This is a genomic window from Parabacteroides sp. D25 (assembly GCF_000307475.1).
Classification (GTDB): domain Bacteria; phylum Bacteroidota; class Bacteroidia; order Bacteroidales; family Tannerellaceae; genus Parabacteroides; species Parabacteroides distasonis.
Genome location: NZ_JH976511.1, coordinates 25,576 through 46,682, shown reverse-complemented (window position 1 = coordinate 46,682; position 21,107 = coordinate 25,576). Strand labels below are relative to the sequence as shown.

Genomic DNA, 21,107 nt, shown 5'->3' with positions numbered 1-21,107 from the left:
TATCCCTATCGAAGTTTGAAGTGACCCCCAAAAGTTGGATACAATTTTTTTGGGGGGCACTTCAGTTCTGACGGGTAAAATCGTAAAATTCGGACTTGTTAGACAAATACTTACGCGGTTTCAACCTCAGGTACTGAATCTATCGAATTGACAAATTTAACCAATTGCGGATCTGAATCTTTTTGTATGAGGTTTCGGAGACTCTTTTTCAATTCATAAGCATCATCCCCTGCTGTATTTATTAAATCCATATAAAAATCTTTGTTTTGCAGAATCAATGAACGGCATGCCCCATCGGAAATTACAGGTTTCACTATTTTATCAATAACGTCTCCAGCTTGACTTTTCAAATTACCATGCGATCTAAGCCATGTTTCGAAAAATTGAAACTTTATTGCATTGATAGTCTTTTTACCGATGCAGAAATCATTTCTTATATCGGTAACTGTCGATTTAATTTTTCGTTTATCCAATCTTTCAACTATATTCTTGAAACAATTAGGGAAAGGATTCAAACTTTGAGTTCCAGAAGCAATATCCATCAGAATCTTTTTGCCAAATTCAGTCAAGTTATCTGGCAAGGATTTGATTTTAGCCAGTAAATGTTTTATTGCGACAAACCAATAATATGATGTATGTGCTGTTCTTTGGGCGTATAATGTATCAACACTTATTTCAGACAACGCTTCGAACGCTATTTTATTGATATGATCGGTCAGGACATTGCTTATTTTAGTGGTCAAATCGTAAAAAGATGCGTCAGGAATTACATCTTTAATATTGTTCTTAGTGATATACTTATCCAAATCGGTATTCCACTCTGCTAAATGCTCGATAAATACCTCATCCGTTACACCTATTCTGTTCTTAATATCTTCAAATTGGGGCAATATGTCTGAGAGCAATAATTTATAGCCAAGTTTATGATTTACCATGTATTGTAGTGTTTCATTTAATAGCGGTATATTCCATCCCACACTATTTACTAATAAGTCTCCATGATCCACATAATAGTCCATGAGTTCTGCAACATATTTTATATCTCCACCCTCTATTAAGGAAACGGAATGACCATGTGCCAATTGCATGGCGACTAAATCGTAATATCCAGACTCTTTAATGTTTCGGCCATCAGTTTCTAATTCAGAATGCAACTGATTTATGTAGGTTGAATCTAACGTTACAGGTAAAGGTCTTTCTTCGTCAGATGCCAATAAACGATAGGTTGTAAATATAGCCCCTATATTATCTTTATTTACATTCTGTTCATCAATGCAATTCGTGATCGCTTGCAAAAGCGTTGGAAACGTATAGGTAGAATTATCTTTTAACGTTTTTACAATATCTGCATGGTCGAAATTATCGGGTAGTAAGTTTGCCAAATAATTATCGAGCGCCTCCGAATTTGTTGCTACTTGATAATATTTATATGCTTTAGTTGTCGCGTTATCCCGATAGGCAGCATCTGTTGCATTTGCAGCTTGAATATAATCGATAAATGTATTTGGCTTGACTGTTTTTGCTTCAATCAATGACGTAAAATCGCACGCCAACTTATTTTGCGCAATAAACCTGTCTATTGCATCTAACGTTTTGAAATAGTCGCCGCCATTGAAGTCATTGAACCGAACTATCTTCTTATATAATTGAGCAATCACATGGTTTTGGCTTTCCGTGTCTAAATGCAACAGCAGTTCTTGGTATTCGACAGGGAACACCTGCTTCTCTATGGATTCTTTTAATTTCAATTGTGCTATTCTTTGCCATACACGCAGAATAACATCGCTCTTTCGAGTTAATTTATGCAAACAATGTATAATCTTATCGATAAGCGCATTGTCCATACATTGTATAACTTCTTCTAATACAGTGTCAAATTGTTTATTAGTCTCTGCATATTGATTTATGTCGTGGTCTTCTTCTCCGTTGATGCAGCCTTCAATATATTTTTTCAATGGAATTTGTCGAGCATCTTCAACATCGACACCATATACCAAAGCTGCAATTTCGCGTTGTGTTTGCAGATCATTGTTAATTATTGTTTGAATGCCATTCAGATAGTCGCCGGACAATATTTGTTCTACTGGATTTGCCAGAATATCCGTCTTCTTCAAACAGAACAATGCTATGTTTATCATCAAAATTTCGTTACACCACTCTTGTTTAAGAGCGACCATCTCATTGATATATGATATAATTTCCCTAACATTGGCATTAGGATTTACCAATCTGAATATCCGATTTATAGTTTCTTTCGCTTCATTTTCTGTTTCTCCAAATGCTTCAACAAACAGTTTGTTGAATATACTTCGATAGTCGGTAATAACAGGAGGAGCGACACGATAAACAATAGGGAAAGTTTTATTGATAAAATACTTGGTCAGTTGTTTCGTTTGTTCGTCGGTCTCATCTCCGAATGCACAAGCTAAATGTGTTTCATCGAAAGGAATAACAGCCCAAACATTTTCAAAACCGCTATCGGCGAAGAACGTATGGATAGAAGACCATAATTCTTTTACTTTTTCAGCGGGGAGACGATCCATGTTGTCAAAAACAAGGACTAATTTACGTTGTCCTTTTTCCTTGATAAAATCAGAAATGTCTTGCATCCATGTTTTGAACTCGTAAACCGTTGGTTCGTCTTCGCTCAAAGTCTCATAGCAAACGTCCTTTTCGACTTTATCTTGATAAATAGCTAACATATAACTCCATCCATATTTATGATCTTTGCTATATGCCCATTTCCAAACGCACAATGCAATAAGAACTGGCAGTGCAGCTATGATAATAGACAATAAAGAAAACCACCATGTTGTGGGTGTAGGTTTTACTGCATACGCAATAAATGTAAATATCGGAGTTAAAACTGCAACCAAAAATGCCGCAACCATACCATTACTGATAAGGGGATATTTTTCGGTTACGGTCTCCGTTTTACGGGCTAATAAATATTTCAGCTTTTCAGACCATGATACGGTTTTCGTACCTCCACCTTTGACTTTTATTGTTGCATTTCCAGATAGGATACCATCATCAATAAGTTTGCTTGTAAGCAATTCCAATATAGAGCGGCGTTGCAAGTCCTCTTGATGTCCCCATGCGTCATACTCAAAAAAGTAATAGTCGTCTGATAATTCACGTTCCAACATTTTAACCACGTTGGATTTTCCAGATCCCCAAATACCTTCGATGCCGATAATTCGAGGTAAAGTACATTCCTCATCCAATGAATCATTCTGACAAAAATGGCGAGCAATAGTTTTTGCCAACCTTTCTTGCGAACCTCCATCGAATTTGTCAATACCACACGGTTTATTTTGGATAAACCGCGGATATTGCTGTTTGGATTGTAGTTTTGTTTCCATATACGTAATTTATTGATTATACGAACTCCAAATAATTCTCCCGATTTACCACATGAAACTCGGCATAGGGATAGGCTTCTTGGAAGGCTTTCGGTGCGGCCGGCATTTTATTTCCCCACTTGAACTCCAAGGCGGTAAGACTGTCGGCACTCTCCTCAATCAGGTCGATTTCCTGTTTGTCGTAGGTGCGCCAGAAATAGAACTCCCTGTGCAGTCCCTCATTGAAGTTCGCTTTGCGCCGCTCTCCGATGATGTAGTTCTCCCACAGCGCACCGACATCCTGCCGAATGGCCAGCGGTGAGAAAGCCCCGATAATGGCATTGCGAATGCCGTTGTCGTAGAAGTACCACTTGCCAGCTTTTGTAACCTCCTTGCGTAGGTTACGCGAATAAGCCCCCAGACGATAGATAACGAAGACCTTTTCCAATAGGTCGAGGTATTTTTCAACGGTCGTCTTGCTCATGCCGAGTTGTTTACCTAACTCTTCGTAAGAAACTTCGCTGCCCAACTGAAAAGCTATCAATCGCAGTAGATCGCGCATCTTGCTCGAATTTTTTAAGCCGTCAATTGCTAAGATATCTTTAAGCAGGTATGCACCGACAATATCACGTAGGTAGTCTGTTTTACGTTCATAGTTCTCCATCATTACTACTTCGGGATAGGAACCGTAAATCAAGCGCGCTTCGAGGTTCTGGCGGGTTTCAAGTGCCGTTTCCGTCTGTGCGATTTCCCGTTGCGAGAATGGTGTAAGGAGAAATTGCGTACTGCGGCCGACCAACGGTTCACCAGTCTTATTCAGCAAATCGAATGACGAAGAACCACTTGCCAAGACACTTATTCCCGGTATTTCATCAACTATCAACTTCAGAATACTACCGATTTGTGGTATGTTCTGTGCCTCATCAATAGCCAGCAAATCAATACCATCCAATAAATGCCGATAATTGGCTATTGAGCGATTCTCCAATAGTGCTAATGTGTCGTAGTCTTCGCCGTTGAGCATCATCGTCCTACCTGAATAGTTGTCCACAATTTTACGCATCATTACCGTTTTACCAACACGGCGAGCACCAAAAATCAGTACTGCTTTATTGGGCGCGATTCGTGCTGTAATCTTCTCTTGAAGTATTCTATTTACTGTTTCCATACCTTATAAAATATAATGCAAAGATAATCATATTTTTTTAATTGGCGAATTTTACAAAAAAAACGGGCTGTTAAATGGCGATTTTTACAACCACAATCTTATGGAAGTTGTTTCATTGTTTTTAGTAATGATATATGTTCATACTATGATGACTCAATAATTTACCAGACATACGTTTCTGAAATTTGTCCTTATAGGAATGAAAAACTCACATATATTGTGCTAATTAATATATAATTAAATGAAAATAAAAAGACAGGATACGAGTATTCCTGTCTTCTCATATGTAATGGATATTTTTTTATTTTCTCATCCGCTCCAACTCCTCATCACGCAACATTCTCTCGTTCAGTTTTTCCTGCATCCTGTCAATGAAATAGGTGCGGCTTTCGTTCTTCCGGCGTTTGATATCAGTGTAGAAGCGGTAGCAGTCTTTAGAATCAACCCCGAATATCTTATAGAGAAGTGGGGCGAGCTGTTTGAGCGGCATATTGCCGTTGTTGATGCAGCCCATCACGTCTATGCCGTAGATAAGTTCCACGAGGTCGATGGCATTGCCCGTCCATTGAAGAAGGCTGGCGGTGGTTTCTGTTGCGTTGTTGGCGGATATTAGTGGTGGCACTTGGGGCGTGGCAAGGAATTTCTGCATCTTTCTTACGAAAGACAGAGCCTTGCTGACGTAGGCGGCAATCTCTCTTTTTTCTTCTGACAGATTACGTACGGGATGGTGCTGCAACTCGATTTCGATGTAGGCAAGCGCGATGACGGTAAGGTTCATGTCCATGCCGCCGTTGCACAGTTCGATCACTTGGGTGGCGAAAGCCGTGTATGCCGTTTCCATATTGCAGTCGCCGGCTTCGTTTATCAGGCGGAAAAAGTCGGTTTCCGCCAGCAAGAAATAATTCATGGTTCTGTCAATTTTGAAAATTACACTTTGTTTTCTGCGTGCGCACATGAATATAATTGGCAAAAAACGCGGCAGAAAATAAAAAATCCAACACTCAATTTTACAAAGTGCTGGATTTCAGAGGTATAAAATTCAGTATTTTTTCACAAGGACAAATTATCTCCGACTTAAATTGTTTGTAATCGGAACATTTATTCTATTCCTGAAAATAGAAATGTATGCTTGCCGCACATTTTGGCTATCTTGCTTTTTATCAAGGATATAGATAATGCGACATACACCGTTGGGATAGCTTTTCAAAGAGGAAAGCGTCCAGTGTTGCTCTGGCAGAGCCGACTTAAAAAAATGTCGTCCGCTTCCGGATATGAAAGGAACGGTGTATAGTATGATTTCATCCACAGCGTGCATCCGCAGCAGTCCGTTTATATAGTCTGCCGTGTCCGGTGTGGCTTCCGCGAGGTAACGGATGTTTGTGCAGTCTTTTCTCCATTCGTGCAGCATTGAAATGGAATAGTCCGGTGTCACACGGTAAAAGGCTTTCTTCCTGATTTCATCAAGACCGCAACGGTCAAGGCACAAATCCTGATGTGCTTTATCATATAACTCTGAAGAAAGACATCCGTCCATCGTCAGTACGGCGAGAATCTGAACTTTACCCATAATCGTTTCCTTTCGTTAGGCAAGGGTAAAAAAGTAGCGTGCAATTCACACTACCTTCAAGCGATGGCTCTGGTAAAGCCTTTACGGAGAGTACGTGAATGCACGCTATGCGTAAGCATAGCATAAGCATCACGCAATCGTCTCCGTAGTTCCAATTTACCAGATTTTCGCTTGAAACGCCTTGCGGTCTTATCCTAATATGTTGGCGGCGAAAAGCTCCTGCCAATCGCCGTTTTTCTCAAATGTTATGCAAAGATAGCCAAATTCAGTGAATTACGGGCTATGATTGCTTGAATTTATATTTAAGTCCATACTCTTCAAGTTTGCTGTATAGTGTTGTCCTGCCTATGCCGAGCAGTTCTGCGGCGACACTCCGGTTGCCGTTTGCCTGTTTCAACGCACGCAATATCCGCTCCTTATCCTCCGCGTCATTGCGCAAGGCGAAGCTGACAGTAGAGGTCGGTTTCGTCACGGCAAGTTCCAGATGCTCTTTCATGACAACACCTTCCTGCGCCTGCAATACAGCACCCATAACTTTCTGCCGAAGTTCCCGCACGTTGCCCGGCCATGCGTGTGTCAGCAACGCTTTACGTGCTTCGGAACTGAACCCGCTCACGCTACACTCCAGCTCTCTGTTTGCCATATCACGGAAGAACTCTGCCAGCGGCATAATGTCTTCTTGACAGTCACGCAACGGAGGAACGGTTATCCCGAAGTCGTGCAGGCGGTACAGAAGATCCTGCCGAAAACGCTTTTCATTCACCGATACCTCCAAATCTTCATTGGTAGCAGCGATGATGCGGACATTGAAATTCCGGTCTGCCTTGTCTCCGACCGGGCGATACCGCCTCTCCTGTATGGCACGGAGCAACATCTGTTGGGTTTCCAACGCGAGGTTTCCTACCTCGTCCAGAAACAACGTGCCGCCTTCCGCCTCATGGAAATATCCTTTCTTGGCATTGTCCGCACCTGTAAATGCACCTTTGACGTGTCCGAAGAAAGCCGACGGTGCAAGCTCTTTGGAGAGTGAACCGCAGTCCACCGCCACAAATGGCTTGCCTGCACGTTTGCTCTTGTCATGCAACAGGTGGGCAATATGCTCCTTGCCCGTGCCGTTCTCACCAAATATCATCACGCTCATATCGGTGGCGGCTACCAGCCTTATGCGGTGCATGATTTTCTGAAAGGCGGAACCTTCACGGGCGAATATAGGCATACGGCGTTGTCCTGCCTGACGTTCTTTCAGTATGGAACGGATCAGGGGGACAAGTTTATCCTCCACAAGCTGTTTGGGAATATAGTCTATCGAGCCGAGTTTCATACTTTCCACGGCGGTATTAACTTCGGCGTAGTCGGTCATAATGATGAAGGGCTGCATCTTTCCCTCCTTTCGCATCCAGCACAAAAGGTCTATGCCACTGCCGTCAGGCAGACGCAGGTCGGCAACCACGATATCATTATCTGTTGCCTGTTGCAGATGTTTCTTCGCGGTTGAGAGGTGGTAAGCCTTCATATTGCGGTAGCCCTCCCGTGACAGCATATTGCAGACATATTCGCAATACACGATGTTGTCTTCCACCACAATTATTTTTGTCTTATTCATCTTCGTATTTTCTCCTTTCCTCTTCTGCCAACCGTATTATTTCCACTCCCTTATCCAGCACGGCAGTCACGGCATGGCTTAACGCTTCACCATCCGGGAGAGCATCGCCACGAAGCAATCCGTAAAGTACATTCAGCGGTTGGTCGGCACGGAGCACCTCCCACGAACTGCGCAGGTGGTGGATCAGGGAATCCAGCTTTTGCAGGTCTTTTTCTTTTGCTGCATCCCGTACCGCCTGCATTTCCTTTTCTGTTTCAGTTATCAACTTTTCCAGCATGACGGCTTCATTGCCATAGGACAATAAGGCGGAAAAGTCCGGTTTCCCGTCCGGTGTCGCTTTTATGGCACACCTGTCGGAAACCTCCATCAGTTCCGATATGGAGAACGGTTTGAACAGGCATCCGGCAAAGCCTTTTGCCAATAGTTCCCCTTTGTTACAACTGCCCGAAGCGGTTGCCACAACCACCGGGATTGTTGGTGAATTGCCCACGTTGGACGAACGCAACAGTTCCAGCAATTCGAAACCGTTTATATCGGGCATATTCAAGTCTGTCAGCAACAGGCTGTATTCTTTCTGGCGTATCATTTCCATCAGTGCCGCAGCATCGGTGCAAGTGTCGCAGTGTATTCCTTCTTGGGAATACATCTCTTTCAGCATCAGAAGTAATACCTCATCATTGTCAATGGCGACAACATCATGGAATTTATTGTTATGATAAACAGGTGTATTGCTTGTATATCCAAGCTGTTCTTCAGCTTCCTGCATAGAAATTTCAACTGTGAAACGACTGCCTTTCCCTTTCTTGCTGTCTAAACGGATTGTTCCGCCAAGCATCGACACAATATTACGCATTATGGCAAGCCCAAGCCCGAAACCCTCCTTTGCGGCGGCATTTGATAGACGTTCAAACGCACCGAACGCTTGTTTCTGTTCCTCTTCTGTCATGCCTGTACCTGTATCTTCAACGACCAGTGTCAGAACTCCATTATCATATTCAGTAATCAAAGAAACACCGCCTTCTTCTGTGAACTTGACAGCGTTTGACAGCAGGTTATTCCCGATTTGTATTATTCGCTCTTTGTCGGTCAATACAATGGCATCGTGTCCAGTCTTCACGGACAAGGACAGCCCTTTGTTCACGGCAACAGGCATGAACTCCGTTTCAAGTGTGTGCGTGATTGCTGAAATCCGGCAGGGTGACAGACGGGGCTGTTCCTTGCCGTTGTCCAGGCGGAAGAAGTCAAGCAAAGTGTTAAGCATATCCCGCATACGGTCGGAGGATTGCAGTATGTTTTGGATATACTGCCCGGACTTATCCTCACACTGTTCTTTCCGTATCAGTCCGGCATAGCCTGTTATTGCTGTCAGCGGTGTGCGCAGTTCATGGGTGATAGTATGTACCGCCTTCTTCCTTGACGTTATCAGTGCCTCGTTCCGTTGTACGGATTGTTCCAGTTGCCTTATCAAATCAGTTGTCTTGTGCTTGTATTGTTTAATGCTTTTTGCATCACGATGTATGATGATGTAGGAAATTAACAACAATAGAAGAACGAATCCCATTAAACCGCCTACTTGCATAAATGACTTTTCACGCATGGCAACTATTTCGTTTTCCCGGCTTTGCAGTTCGGTTTGTACCTTTTCTTCTATTTGGCAAATCAATTCTTGCAGTTGTCTGTTAAGTTCTGCATTACGAGCTGCAAGGCTGTCGGCTTGTTCCGACAATTGGCGATCCTGCACTTTCTGTTCGCTGATTACGTTTCTATTGACCGAATGAAGGATAGTGGTTGATACTGCTGGAGTTACTTCCTTTTTTTTGCCGAATATGCCTAAGAAACCTTTTCGTTTTGGCTTTTTGGACTGTTCCTGCACACTTTTCTGTACAATAACCGGAATTTGATTGGCTATCTTCTTGTTAATAGATTGTTGTTCATCCATTAACCGGACTATCTGGAACATCTGTCGTTCCTTATCCTCTAAAAGACTGCGCACACTATCGATGCGCTCTGCTGGATAGGTGGCCTTGAAACGGCAGAGCATACTGTCCATTGCCATACGCCGTGCATGGTAATGCTCGATATCTTTATCGTTCCATTCCAGTATTGTTTCACCCAATAGAGAAAATTTTATCATTTGAATATTGATATTGTTTATTTCTTTTCGGAGCTCGTCTATTTTTTTATTGCCAAGTTCTAATGCTTCTATCTCCTGCCATTCATAGAGGCTATTATATGCCATACATCCGATAAGAATGGAGATAAGTATATATCCCAACCGTATTGCCTTATAGAAATTTCCTGACCGCTCCATTATTTTAATGACATTGATTTTTGGAACATGAATAAAAGTTTATCTTTTTCGTTCATGCGGATATTATCAGAATAACCGTCTTTTGTTATTTGATACCCACATGGCTTAACCATAAAAATGCCTAAGCCCTTAGTGTACGAACTTACTTCTGAGGCATAGTCTTTACTTGTATTTAATGGAACTTTCCCTTTAATATGACACCACTCATTATTACAACTGATGTCTTCAATCTCAGACATCAGTTTTTGCAAATCTGTAATAGCTTTGGAACTCGCTACTTGGGGTATCTGCAACTCAAAACAGAGCATCGGTTCGAGAATGTCCACACCTGACTGTTGCAAAGCCAGCCTGAAGACATAAGGGGTCAGCTGTCTGAAATCAGCAGGTGTACTTACCGGGCTATAATACTCGGCTTGAGTAAAAGTTACTTTCAGATCTGTCACTTCCCATCCATGTAAACCAGATTGGCAAGACATACGAATCCCTTCAAAAACGGCATTTTGAAAAGAATGGTTCAGATAACCATAGGAGATGTCACTTTCGATTTGCAACCCTGCCCCTAACGGTAAGGGTTCAAGAGTCAGCCCTATTGTGGCCCAGTAAGGGTTGGGTGGTACTTCGATCTGAATAATCTTATTGACCTTTTTTATAGGTCGTTCTTTGTAGATAGTCTTGATCTCATCAAAATGGACCTTTACGGAAAATCGTTCTTCCAGCAATGTCTGTATGATTTCCTTTTGGGTCAAACCATATAACGAGATTTCCAATTCATCACTATATGAGTTTATGGAAAAGGACAAAGACGGGTCTTCAATCCACAATGTATTCAGAGCGGATATCACCTTGCTTCTCTCTTCGGGCTTATTTGGCCGGACGGAGGATTTGAGAGCGGGATGCTGATGAGATAATCCTTGAATCAAACAAGGTTTAGCACCTAAATAATCTCCGATTCGAAAATCTTCTATATCTTCTACAATCGCGATATCATTGGCACCCACTTCATCAACATTTATCTCTCTGCCCTGATAAATAGTCTTTAGATTTTTAATCTTGATGAATTTTTCCGAATCGTTGATTCTTACAACGTCTCGAAGTCTCAGACTTCCGTCAATTATTTTAAGAAAACTTCTTTTATGCCCTTTGGGGTCATGCTCTATCTTATAGAGATAAGCTGAAAGTCTGTTTGAGACTGATGCCGGAGGAAGTATAAAAGAAGAAATGGCGTCCAACAACTCATTGATACCGATATTGAACATTGCTGATCCATGTAGCACCGGATAGACTTTGGCTTTTGCCACAAGAGCGATTATCGTATTCCAATAATCAGCCGGTGAAATTTCGCTATCCGCCAAATATCGTTCTAATATATCGTCGTCATGGTTGCATACAAATTCTTTGTATTCTTCCTTTATATATGTTTGGGAGCAAACCGGATAAACCGATCCATCGACAACAGTTTGCATAAACAGGACATCTTGCGACAGATTTGTTTTTATATCCATATACAAACGCTCCAAATTCACACCGGCACGGTCAATCTTATTGATAAATATAATTGTCGGGATTTGCAGCTTTTGTAAAGTACTGAACAGCAACTTTGTCTGCGCTTGTATGCCTTCCTTTGCGGATAAGATGAGGACTGCTCCATCAAGCATTTTGAATGTCCGCTCCACTTCCGCAATAAAATCCATGTGTCCCGGAGTGTCAATGATATTGCATTTCACTCCATTCCAGATAATAGATGTCGTAGAAGCCCGGACAGTAATTCCTCTACGTTTCTCTATATCCATAGAGTCCGTTATGGTGTCACCATTATCCACACGGCCGCACTTTTCCGTTGCTCCACTGGCAAACAGCAGATTCTCGGTTACGGAAGTTTTTCCTGCATCAATGTGAGCAAGAATTCCTAAATTTATAATATTCATTTGGATTAAGCAATAATATACTACAGTAGATGCATTGTCGAAACGCACCTTTTAATACCTCCTCGTAGCATATGAGAACTACAGGATTACTAACTCGTATTAATATGTATATTATTACTGCCGCATAACGATTACAAAATTACACAAAAAAATATATCTAACAAAAGTGGGAGGATTTTTTAACTTTTTACCATAGACATTTTATTAGGGAAGCGTAGGTTCAACTGGCAAGTACAAATAAGTAGAAATGTTTGAACAACACCGTTTTAGGAAGTTGAAAAATCAAGTTTCTCTCTCGGTATAGCGTTTATTTTGGCCAATATCTTCTTTAGTTTAGCATTTGTGTATTTCCCATTCGTGTTCTATTTAGCTCCTTATTATGAGTATGTAGCAAGTTACTTATCAAATTCAGCCTCTTTGAGGGTCAAATATGGTTTTGCAAATGGTGACTGACAAGACATAAACAAGGTCAGCAGGAATTTTTTACATAAATGGACATGAATGTATATAACCTAAAATAAGAATAAATTTTAATAAGGGCTGCCCAAAAAGAAAAAAATGCAGTTGCCATCCTATAGATACTTGCAGAAAGGATAAAATTTACTTTTAGACCTTTTGGGATAGCCCTTATTAATACTTCAGATAAAATTCCTTAGGTTATATTTTCAATCCTTTGGACCGGGTTTCCTCCTTGGCATACAGTCCCGGACGCCCGATTATGACATGGTTGGCAACGATACTATCCGCCGGACTGCGTATCTGCGGCGGTGCATTTTCGGGATATTGCGCCTGCCTGTTCCTCACATCTTCCGCTTCCGGCTTGAGCTGTTGCCCTTCATTCTCCTTTTCTGCGACTTCGGGCGTGGGTGGCGCAAGCTCCAGCTGAATTTTTCGGTCAAGGGCGGCAAGTTCGGACTTCAACTGCTTCAGCTCATCCTCCTTCTTCCACACCTTACCCGCTATCTCCTGTAACTGCGGTATCTCCATCTCCAGCACCTCGTTCTTCGCCTTGTACTGGTCGATGATGGAGGGTATCCTCTCCATCGCGTTGAGGAAGTTGCGGGCGGCGGCCAACGGGTCAGCCATCGCCAGATGCCCGTTGTTGTAGGTGTACTTGTAGTTCCCCTCGACCACGAAGCGGTTGTCGGTGAACTCCAATCCCTCTTTGAGTATCCTTTCGCTCACCACCTTTATCGGAAAACCGTAAAGTTCACCGACCTGCGTGTACAACCCTCCGGTCGTGGCATTCTTGGCTATCTCCTGCAAACGCTTTCCGATGACCTTCTCATCGGCGGAATCCACTCCGTCCACCTTTATTATATTAAGGCGGTTGCCCTCCTTATCGGTCTGCATCACCGACAGGAAACGGTTCCAGTCCTCCGTCATGGCATCTATAAAAGCCGTGTTGTTACGCAGCTCACCGGTCTTCGACTCCAGCTTGAACTCCGAATCACGCTTGCCTTTGTTGAACGACTTGCGTTCCCCTTCGAGTGATGCGATGCGCTTTTCAAGTTTCGCCTTGTCCAACAGGTCGGTGTTACCGGAGAGCAACGCCATGTATTCCGAGAAATTCATGCCCGATTTTTCGTCCATAGCCCCCTCGTCGATGGTACGCGCACCCATCGCGCCGCTTTTGAGCTGCGAGATGAAAGTCTGCTTGCAGTGCAGGAGGTTGAACTTGTAGCTGTCCAGTGACTTTTCCACCGCATAGATGATTACATCCACGTTGTTCCCGGCGAAATGCTTGGCAATCTCATTTCCGGCTCTAACTCCGCGTCCGTCACGCTGTTGCAGGTCGGACGGTCGCCACGGCGTGTCCAAATGATGGATTGCGACACACCTTTTCTGCGCGTTCACACCCGTGCCGAGCATGGAGGTGGAGCCGAACAGCACGCGCACCGTCCCGGCGTTCATGGCATCTATCACCGCCTTCCGCGCCTTGTCGGTCTTGCACTCCTGAATGAATCGTACCTCGCTTGGCGGTATGCCGTAATCCTCCGTCATCTTGCGCTTGATTTCCGAATAGACGTTCCACCCGTCGCCCGGCTGATATGTCCCCAAGTCCGAGAAAACGAACTGTGTGCCTTTCTGCGCGTCGTATTTTTGGTAATACTCCGCAATCATCTTGGCACAATGGCTTGCCTTGTTATCGGGGTGGTCTTCGTAATGCGGGTCTATCATGCGCATGTCGAGTGCCATTTTCCGGGCGTAGTCCGTGGCGATGAGCATCTTCGCCTTTTCCTCCGTTTCCGAAAGCGGCAGCCTACCTAACAGGGTGGCGTCACCCGTCTTGGCGAACTGCATCAGCTTTTGTATGAAGTCCTCCTGCTCCGGCGTGGGCGGTATGTGGTGCAGTATCTCATTCTTGTTGGGACGATCCACGCCCACATCCTCCGCCGTGCGGTAGTCCGTGATTTCATTATAGAAGGCGGCAAGCTCCGGCACTTTGATAAAGTAGCGGAAACGCTCCTTCTGAACCACGTTGTTCGTAACGTTGAACTCGAAGTTGGTCGTCTTTTTGGCGAATATCGCCGCCCACGCATCGAAACACCTGATGTCCTGCCGTTCCAGCTCTTTCGGACGCAAATACTTGAACAGCAGGTATAATTCCGTCAGCGAGTTGCTGATGGTAGTACCCGAAAGGAAGGTCGCTCCCAAATCCCTGCCCGTGCGCTCCTGTATGGTGCGGATGGCAAAGAGCATGTTCAGTGCCTTCTGGCTTCCCTCGCTGTTGCCCAGTCCCGCCACACGGTCATGGCGCGTGTTGAACGTCAGATTTTTGAACTGGTGGCTCTCATCTATGAAGATGTGGTCAATGCACATCTGCTTGAAATCCACCACGTCGTCCGTGCGTGACTTTATGGCGTGTTCCACCTTTTCCAGCTTCGCCACGAGGTTGTACTTGCGCTTCTCCAGCCCTTTCAGCATCGCCCGCGACACGTTCCGTCCCTGCTGGCGCAACACTTCGAGGTTTTCCTCCACCGTGTCAAGTTCCGCTTGCAGGATGCGCTGCTGCAACTCCGGCGACTGCGGTATCTTGCCGAACTGGTCGTGCGACATGATGACACAATCGTATTCGTTGTTCTTGATGTTGTTGAAGAAACGCACGCGGTTGGCGGTCGAAAAGTCCTTTTCCGATGCGTACAGGATACGTGCGTTGGGATATGCCGCCTGATAGGTGGCCGCAATCTCCGCGACGTTGGCTTTCAGTCCGATAATCATCGGCTTGTGCGCCAAGTTCAGACGCTTCATCTCATGCGCGGCGATACACATTATCAGCGTCTTGCCGGTTCCCACTTCATGGTCGCATATTCCGCCGCCATTCTGTTTCAGCATCCATACGCAATCCATCTGCGAGGGATAGACGCTCTTGATGCCACGGCTTGCCAGCCCTTTCAGGTTGAGGTCGGGGAAGGTCTGGTGCGAGCCGTCATACTTCGGGCGCACGAAACAGTTGAACTTTCGGTTATACATCGTCGTCAGCCGCTCCTTGAACTGCGGCGACTGCTCTTCCAGCCATTCGGAGAAGCCGTTGCGTATCTCGTCAATCTTGGCGTTGGCGAGCTGTATTCCCTCGCTGTCGCGCACCTTGATGTCGTTGCCATGCTCGTCCTTGCCGATGGACTTCATCATGTCGGGGCAGGTGTTGTGCAGGGCATGTTTCAGGAGGTGCATACCGTCATAACTGCGGTAATAGCCTTTTACGCAGAACTCGTCCCATATCTTGAAGTTCTTGTGGCTGCACGCCACCGAAAACTCGTCCATGCTTGCGGAGTAGGCGATTTTCACTTCCGTGTCGAACAGACGGCTCATGTAGGCGGCATAGACACCCGTCGGAATCCATCGTTCCCCAAAGTTGAAATCAAGGTCTTCGAAGGCGATGCGCGGCGGTTCGGCATCTTTCAAGGCTTCCAACGCCTGTTTCACCTCCGGCATACGCTCATTTTCGGGATTGTCACCAATCCAAGCCTCTATGCGTTCCGCCTTCTCTATCACGTTCCCGGCTATGAAGCGGTCTTTGATTTCGTAACCGGTTACGAGCGGATTGTAATAGATGCGTCCTTGCAGGGCTGTAAGCAACTCCTCCGCCGTACTGTCGGTTATCTCCCGCATATAGTCGAGATCGACCGTGCCGAACTTGTTGAGCGACGCGGACAGGGCTTCTTCGGGAGAGCCTACGTTGGCATGGCTCTCCACGGAGAAGGAAACGGGACGCTCGAAGATGTCTGCCTTGATAAACTTCCCGTTCTCCGCCCGTTCCAGCGAAAGGATGTCACGCCCGCCCGCGTCCATCATCACCAGCTTCACGTTCTGCTTGGCGTTGAGGTTGCCGTAACGCATGACGAACTCATCGTAACAAGTGTTCAGATGTTCACGCCACGGTACATTTGCTTCGTGCAGGTTCGATTCATAGCGGTACAGCCGCTCGTAGGCGTCACGGAGTAAAACATACTGTAACGCCTTCTCCTTCTGGTATCCTTTCAGGTCAAGCGGCTGGAATGTAGCCCCGTAAGGCGTGATGTCCTTCAGATAGCCGATGTTATGACGTCCCCAATCTGTCACTAACGACCCTTCGCGCAGGTGCATCTCCGGCGTGCGGTGGTAAGGACGGGGCGAAAGGTCGATTGTTTCCTCCTTCGGCTTTTCAGGTTCGATGTCGGGAAAAAGGGAAGTCGCCACCGTTTCCGGTGGAACATCGGCATCGGCAGGTGTGGCGGCAACCTCCGGCTGTGTTTCCTCCTGCCGGGGTTGTTCACCGGGGACTTCCGGCGTGACCGTCGCAACCGTTCTGTTTTCCTGCTTCTCATTATGCTGCCTTGCCAGCTCCCGAAGTTCCTTCCTGCGCTCCGGTGTGAGTTCCATCATCATCTCGTAGAAGCCGTTGATGGGAGGATTGGTTTCCCAGTCCAGCTTTGCATAGATGTCGTCTGGGTCGGCAGGCTTGGTGGCACTGTCCGCTTTCGCTTCCTTGTTTTCAGTGATGGTCTTAGGGGTGGTAGCCGTCGGCACAGCCGTAACATTCTGTGTGGTCTGTACTTGCAGCTTGGGCGTAACGCGCCTTGCCGGGCTTTCCTTTTTAGCCGCTTTTTTCTTTTTGGCGGTTTTCGGCTGGCTGACTTCTTCCGTCATGCCCCAAAGGTCTAGCAACGTGAGCTGCACTCCGGCGGAATATTTCGGACGCAGTTCTATCTCCGGCTTTTCCTCTGCGGATTGCGGTTTCTCCGTCGGAGTTTCCACCGCCTGTGCCGGAGGTGCCGTTTCCAATTTTATGGCAGGACGCTCCATTTCCTTTTGTACGGCAACTTTTTCTTCCGTTCCCACCTGCCGGATTGTTCCCGAATATAGGCGCATGGCGAGCCTGTAATGGAAATCCTCGTCAAGCATACGGCGCAAGTCCCCGGCTATGCCTGCTGCCTTGCCCTCGTGCAGATAGACCATAGCGGGTTTCCCGTAGGGGTCGGTGTCAAGTTTCGCAGTTGTATGCACGATGCGCTCCGGGTGGTGGATGAAATAGGCGTTATCTGTCAGTCCGGTTGCCGTGTCCGTCTGTATCACGGTCATCAGCCGCTCGTCCTGCGACATTTCCTTCTTGTTCAGGTGCTTTTGCAAGACAATCAGGTCGCTGCCCACCTCCGTGCCCGCGTTGTCCGTGAACAGGTTGTTGGGCAGACGTACCGCAGATACCAGATTAGCCTGTTTGAACAGTTCGTTACGCACGGAGGTCTTGGTGCTGTTCAATACCCCCTGCGAGGTGATGAACGCCATGATACCGCCGTCACGCACGGTATCAAGCCCTTTGAGGAAAAAATAGTTGTGTATGGCGTTCTGGGCGGAGCGTCTGCCGAAGGAATCGCTCCGCTGAAACTCCGCGTCGAACACGGCGATGTCACCGAACGGGATGTTGGACACCGCCAAGTCGAAATAATTGTTGAAAGGCTTTTCGATTTTCTCAAAACCACAGGTGCGCGTTTTCTTGTCGGGATAGAGATGCCTCAGGATTGTACCCGTGAGCAGATCCTTCTCGAAAGCCATCACGTCCGCATCAGGACTGTGCCGCAGCATGGAATCCACGAACACGCCGACACCTGCCGACGGTTCGAGTATACGGGCGGGGCGGACACTGTAATCCGCCAGCACGTCCGCGAGGGTGTCGGTTATCTCTTTGGGGGTGTAGAAAGCGGTCAGCACGGATGCTTTCAGCGAATCCACAAACCGCTTGTACTCCGTTTCGTCCTTGCTGTTCTCACGGATGAGCCTGTGCAGCTCCACCGTCGGGGCGAACAGTTCGAGGTCGGATTTCGCCCACAGGACGGCATCCGTCAGTTCCTTTGCAGGGTTCAGGATACATTTCAGACCGCCGAAACCGCAGTACCTTTGAAGTATGGCACGCTCTTCGGTTGTCGCCGTTCTCCGTTCACTGTCAAGGATGAATGCCGTCCGTATCGCCTCGATGTTGTCCCGCAGTTTCTGTTTGCGGTTAAACGCCATATTCCCCGATGTAAAGGACGGTTGCCCCCGTCAGCTCCGTGTAGAGCAGGTCGTAATCGGAAGACAGGGCGAAGTTGTCGTCCGAAAGGTCATAGACAGAGAACACGTTGCCGACAAGCGGCATGAGTTTCAGAATAAAGGCTTCTTGTTTCTCTTCCGGCACTTCGTCGAAAAACTCGCTCTCCACGACTTCGCGGAGAATGGCGTACCGGGAATAGCGCAGCCCGCGCAGCAGCGTGTCCATCGCCTGCTCCTGCGCGCCATTGGCGGGATAGCCTTCGAGCCGCGCCTTTTCATACGTTTCGGCGGCACGGTCGGCCCGTTCCCGTATGAAAGCGGTGTCAGTCGCCTGTTCAAACTTGTTCGTGCGGAGGTAGTCCAGCAGGTACAGACCGTAATAGGAAAAGTCGGCCTGCCCCTCGTTGTTCTTCTTGTTGTTCATCACTTTGGAGTTTAGTGGATTGATAATTAACGGGATAATGGATGTAAAAAGGAAGAAAAAGGCACTCGGTATCCCTCCGAGTGCCGCCACTAAATCCAAAGTATGAGTGTAATCCTGTATCGAAAAACAATTCATTACTCTGAACAAGTGGCAAAGTTAATACTATTTCTTCCGTCCTGAAAATTTTTTACCCTTTTTAGCCTCCGGGAACACGAACGTCGTGTTATATTCTCCGTCAAAGGCGACGACGGCATCGAAGTTCTTGCCCTGTTTGCTCTTGAAGCCTTTGAGCAGCTTGGTGTGTCCTTCTGTGAGCAGTTCCTTGATTTCATCGTCGGATAGGGTGCGTCCCGCTTTCAGCCGGAACACGGGCAGTCCGCACTCCGTATTGTCGCATCGTACCACCTTGCCGTAGAACCGCATCCTGCCCGTGCCGCACTTGGGACACGCGCAACCGGAATCACGGCTGCCGAAGAGTTTGTCGCACGAAAGCAGTTCGGAGGTAATCTCCCGCGTGTATGCCTCTATCTTCTTGCGGAAGGTATTGGCGGACAGTTCCCCGCGCTCGATGCGTGCCAGTTCCTTCTCCCATTCGCCTGTCATGGCGACATCGGCGATGCGCATCGTCTTCACCACGGAATTGAGGGCAAGCCCCTTTTCGGTGGGGACAAGCGATTTCTTGCAGCGTTCCATGTAACCGCGCTTGAATAGCGTCTCGATGATGGACGCTCGTGTGGCGGGAGTGCCGATGCCGCAGTCCTTCATCGCCTGACGCAGCGCGTCGTCCTCGATTTCCTTGCCCGCTGTTTCCATTGCGGACAGCAGGGTGGCTTCGGTATGCAGCGGTTTGGGCTTGGTCTTCCCTTCCGTGATGGAAGAGGCTTTCAGTGTCAGCGTGTCGCCTTCCTGCCAGCCGGGAATGGTGGTTTCCTCCTTGTTTTCCTCGCCATAGACGGCACGCCATCCGGCTTGCCTGATGACGCTGCCTTTCACGGTGAACTCCACTCCGGCACATTCCGCCGTGACAGCGGTCACGTTCTTGACGCATTTTTCAGAGAATGCCTCTATAATGCGCCCAGCGATCATGTGGTAGATGATGCCGTCCTCTTTGGAAAGGAACAGCGGCTTCTCGCCCGTGACGAGCAGGGCATGGTGGTCCGTCACCTTGCCGTCGTCCACGCTGCGGCGTGTTGGGGCGGCTTTCGCCCGCACCTTGTCTTTCCATTCGGGCTGCGTGCCGATAAAGGCGAGCAGCTTGGGTATTTCAGCGAACACGTCTTCGGGGATGTAGCGGCTACCCGTTCTCGGATAGGTTATCAGCTTCTTCTCGTAGAGTTTCTGTACAATTTCAAGCGTCTGTTCCGCCGTGAAACCGTGCTTGGCGTTGGCTTCCTTCTGGAGCGTGGTCAGGTCGTACAGTAACGGAATTTCTTCCGTCTTCTCCTTGCGCTCGGCTTTCGTGACGGTGGCACACCCTGCCGCCTTTACCTTATTGTATAGTTCCATCGCCGGATCTTTCTCTTTCCATTTCACGGAGGAAGAGAACTTCACGACCTCGCCGTCGCAACCGTCTGTCGCGATATGGAGCTGCCAGAAGGCTTCGGGTGTGAAACGGCGGTTCTCCCAATAGCGTTCACACACCATCGCCAGCGTGGGTGTCTGCACCCGTCCGACTGAATACGTACCGTGTCCGGCGGCGATGGAGAGAGCCTGCGTGCCGTTGATGCCCACGAGCCAGTCGGATTCGCTCCGCGCTTTGGCGGCGAGATAGAGGTTGTCGTACTTGCTGCCGTCTTCGAGCTTCCGCAGTCCCTCGCGGATAGCCTTGTCGGTGAGCGAGCTTATCCACAGGCGCACGAACGGGGTGGTACTGCCCGTGTAGTGGTAGAGGTATCGGAAGATAAGCTCACCCTCGCGCCCGGCATCGGTTGCCACGATGATCTGTTCACTTGCGTCGAACAGTTTTTTGATAACTTTTATCTGCGACACCACTCCGTTGTCGGGCTTGTAGCCCTTCTCCGTCCTGACCTGACGGGGGACGAGCGTGAAGGTGTCGGGGATAATCGGAAGGTTGTCACGGACGAATCCGCGTACGCCGTAGCCGTCGGGCATGGCGGGCTGGACGAGGTGTCCGAATGCCCATGTCACGGCATAACCGCCTCCCTCGAAATATCCTTCCTCTCTCTTTGTCGCGCCCACGATGCGGGCGATTTCACGTGCCACGGAGGGCTTTTCTGCAATGATTGTCTTCATGTCTT

At 47.1% G+C, this 21,107-nt stretch carries 9 protein-coding genes and 1 pseudogene; all 10 read right to left on the bottom strand.

The annotated features are described in order from the left end of the window. Positions 1 to 110 precede the first annotated feature (110 nt). On the bottom strand, positions 111 to 3,365 hold the full coding sequence (locus HMPREF0999_RS21000) for a P-loop NTPase fold protein (RefSeq protein ID WP_004291481.1): 3,255 nt from the start codon (positions 3,363 to 3,365) through the stop codon (positions 111 to 113). A gap of 16 nt (positions 3,366 to 3,381) precedes the next feature. Further along, on the bottom strand, positions 3,382 to 4,512 hold the full coding sequence (locus tag HMPREF0999_RS20995; RefSeq protein ID WP_004291480.1) for an ATP-binding protein: 1,131 nt from the start codon (positions 4,510 to 4,512) through the stop codon (positions 3,382 to 3,384). Positions 4,513 to 4,813: 301 nt separating this feature from the next. Continuing rightward, the gene (locus HMPREF0999_RS20990; RefSeq protein WP_004304269.1) at positions 4,814 to 5,419 is read right to left on the bottom strand and encodes an RteC domain-containing protein; all 606 of its coding nucleotides are present in this window, start codon (positions 5,417 to 5,419) and stop codon (positions 4,814 to 4,816) included. A 246-nt stretch (positions 5,420 to 5,665) separates the two neighbouring features. After that, a pseudogene (locus HMPREF0999_RS20985) lies at positions 5,666 to 6,079 on the bottom strand (deaminase); the annotation flags it as partial. 280 nt (positions 6,080 to 6,359) lie between these two features. Continuing rightward, the gene (locus HMPREF0999_RS20980; RefSeq protein WP_004291471.1) at positions 6,360 to 7,682 is read right to left on the bottom strand and encodes a sigma-54-dependent transcriptional regulator; all 1,323 of its coding nucleotides are present in this window, start codon (positions 7,680 to 7,682) and stop codon (positions 6,360 to 6,362) included. Next, on the bottom strand, positions 7,675 to 9,993 hold the full coding sequence (locus HMPREF0999_RS20975; RefSeq protein ID WP_004291467.1) for an ATP-binding protein: 2,319 nt from the start codon (positions 9,991 to 9,993) through the stop codon (positions 7,675 to 7,677). The genes HMPREF0999_RS20980 and HMPREF0999_RS20975 overlap by 8 nt, the downstream gene beginning before the upstream one ends. Beyond that, positions 9,993 to 11,918 (bottom strand): tetracycline resistance ribosomal protection protein Tet(Q), encoded by a 1,926-nt coding sequence (gene tet(Q) / locus HMPREF0999_RS20970; protein WP_004291466.1) that lies wholly within the window; start codon positions 11,916 to 11,918, stop codon positions 9,993 to 9,995. Before tet(Q) ends, HMPREF0999_RS20975 begins: the two co-directional genes overlap by 1 nt. Positions 11,919 to 12,575: 657 nt before the next feature. Further along, complete coding sequence (locus HMPREF0999_RS20965) at positions 12,576 to 18,407, bottom strand: N-6 DNA methylase (RefSeq protein ID WP_008782574.1); 5,832 nt, start codon at positions 18,405 to 18,407, stop codon at positions 12,576 to 12,578. Continuing rightward, the gene (locus HMPREF0999_RS20960; RefSeq protein ID WP_009276854.1) at positions 18,397 to 18,849 is read right to left on the bottom strand and encodes a DUF1896 family protein; all 453 of its coding nucleotides are present in this window, start codon (positions 18,847 to 18,849) and stop codon (positions 18,397 to 18,399) included. The genes HMPREF0999_RS20965 and HMPREF0999_RS20960 overlap by 11 nt, the downstream gene beginning before the upstream one ends. A gap of 162 nt (positions 18,850 to 19,011) precedes the next feature. Continuing rightward, on the bottom strand, positions 19,012 to 21,102 hold the full coding sequence (locus tag HMPREF0999_RS20955) for a type IA DNA topoisomerase (RefSeq protein WP_008782576.1): 2,091 nt from the start codon (positions 21,100 to 21,102) through the stop codon (positions 19,012 to 19,014). Between the last annotated feature and the right edge of the window lie 5 nt (positions 21,103 to 21,107).

Excerpts from the sequence above, each read along its gene's own strand:
- HMPREF0999_RS21000 (WP_004291481.1), bottom strand. The coding sequence starts at position 3,365 with ATGGAAACAAAACTACAATCCAAACAGCAATATCCGCGGTTTATCCAA.
- HMPREF0999_RS20995 (WP_004291480.1), bottom strand. The coding sequence starts at position 4,512 with ATGGAAACAGTAAATAGAATACTTCAAGAGAAGATTACAGCACGAATC.
- HMPREF0999_RS20990 (WP_004304269.1), bottom strand. The coding sequence starts at position 5,419 with ATGAATTATTTCTTGCTGGCGGAAACCGACTTTTTCCGCCTGATAAAC.
- HMPREF0999_RS20980 (WP_004291471.1), bottom strand. The coding sequence starts at position 7,682 with ATGAATAAGACAAAAATAATTGTGGTGGAAGACAACATCGTGTATTGC.
- HMPREF0999_RS20975 (WP_004291467.1), bottom strand. The coding sequence starts at position 9,993 with ATGGAGCGGTCAGGAAATTTCTATAAGGCAATACGGTTGGGATATATA.
- HMPREF0999_RS20965 (WP_008782574.1), bottom strand. The coding sequence starts at position 18,407 with ATGGCGTTTAACCGCAAACAGAAACTGCGGGACAACATCGAGGCGATA.
- HMPREF0999_RS20960 (WP_009276854.1), bottom strand. The coding sequence starts at position 18,849 with ATGAACAACAAGAAGAACAACGAGGGGCAGGCCGACTTTTCCTATTAC.
- HMPREF0999_RS20955 (WP_008782576.1), bottom strand. The coding sequence starts at position 21,102 with ATGAAGACAATCATTGCAGAAAAGCCCTCCGTGGCACGTGAAATCGCC.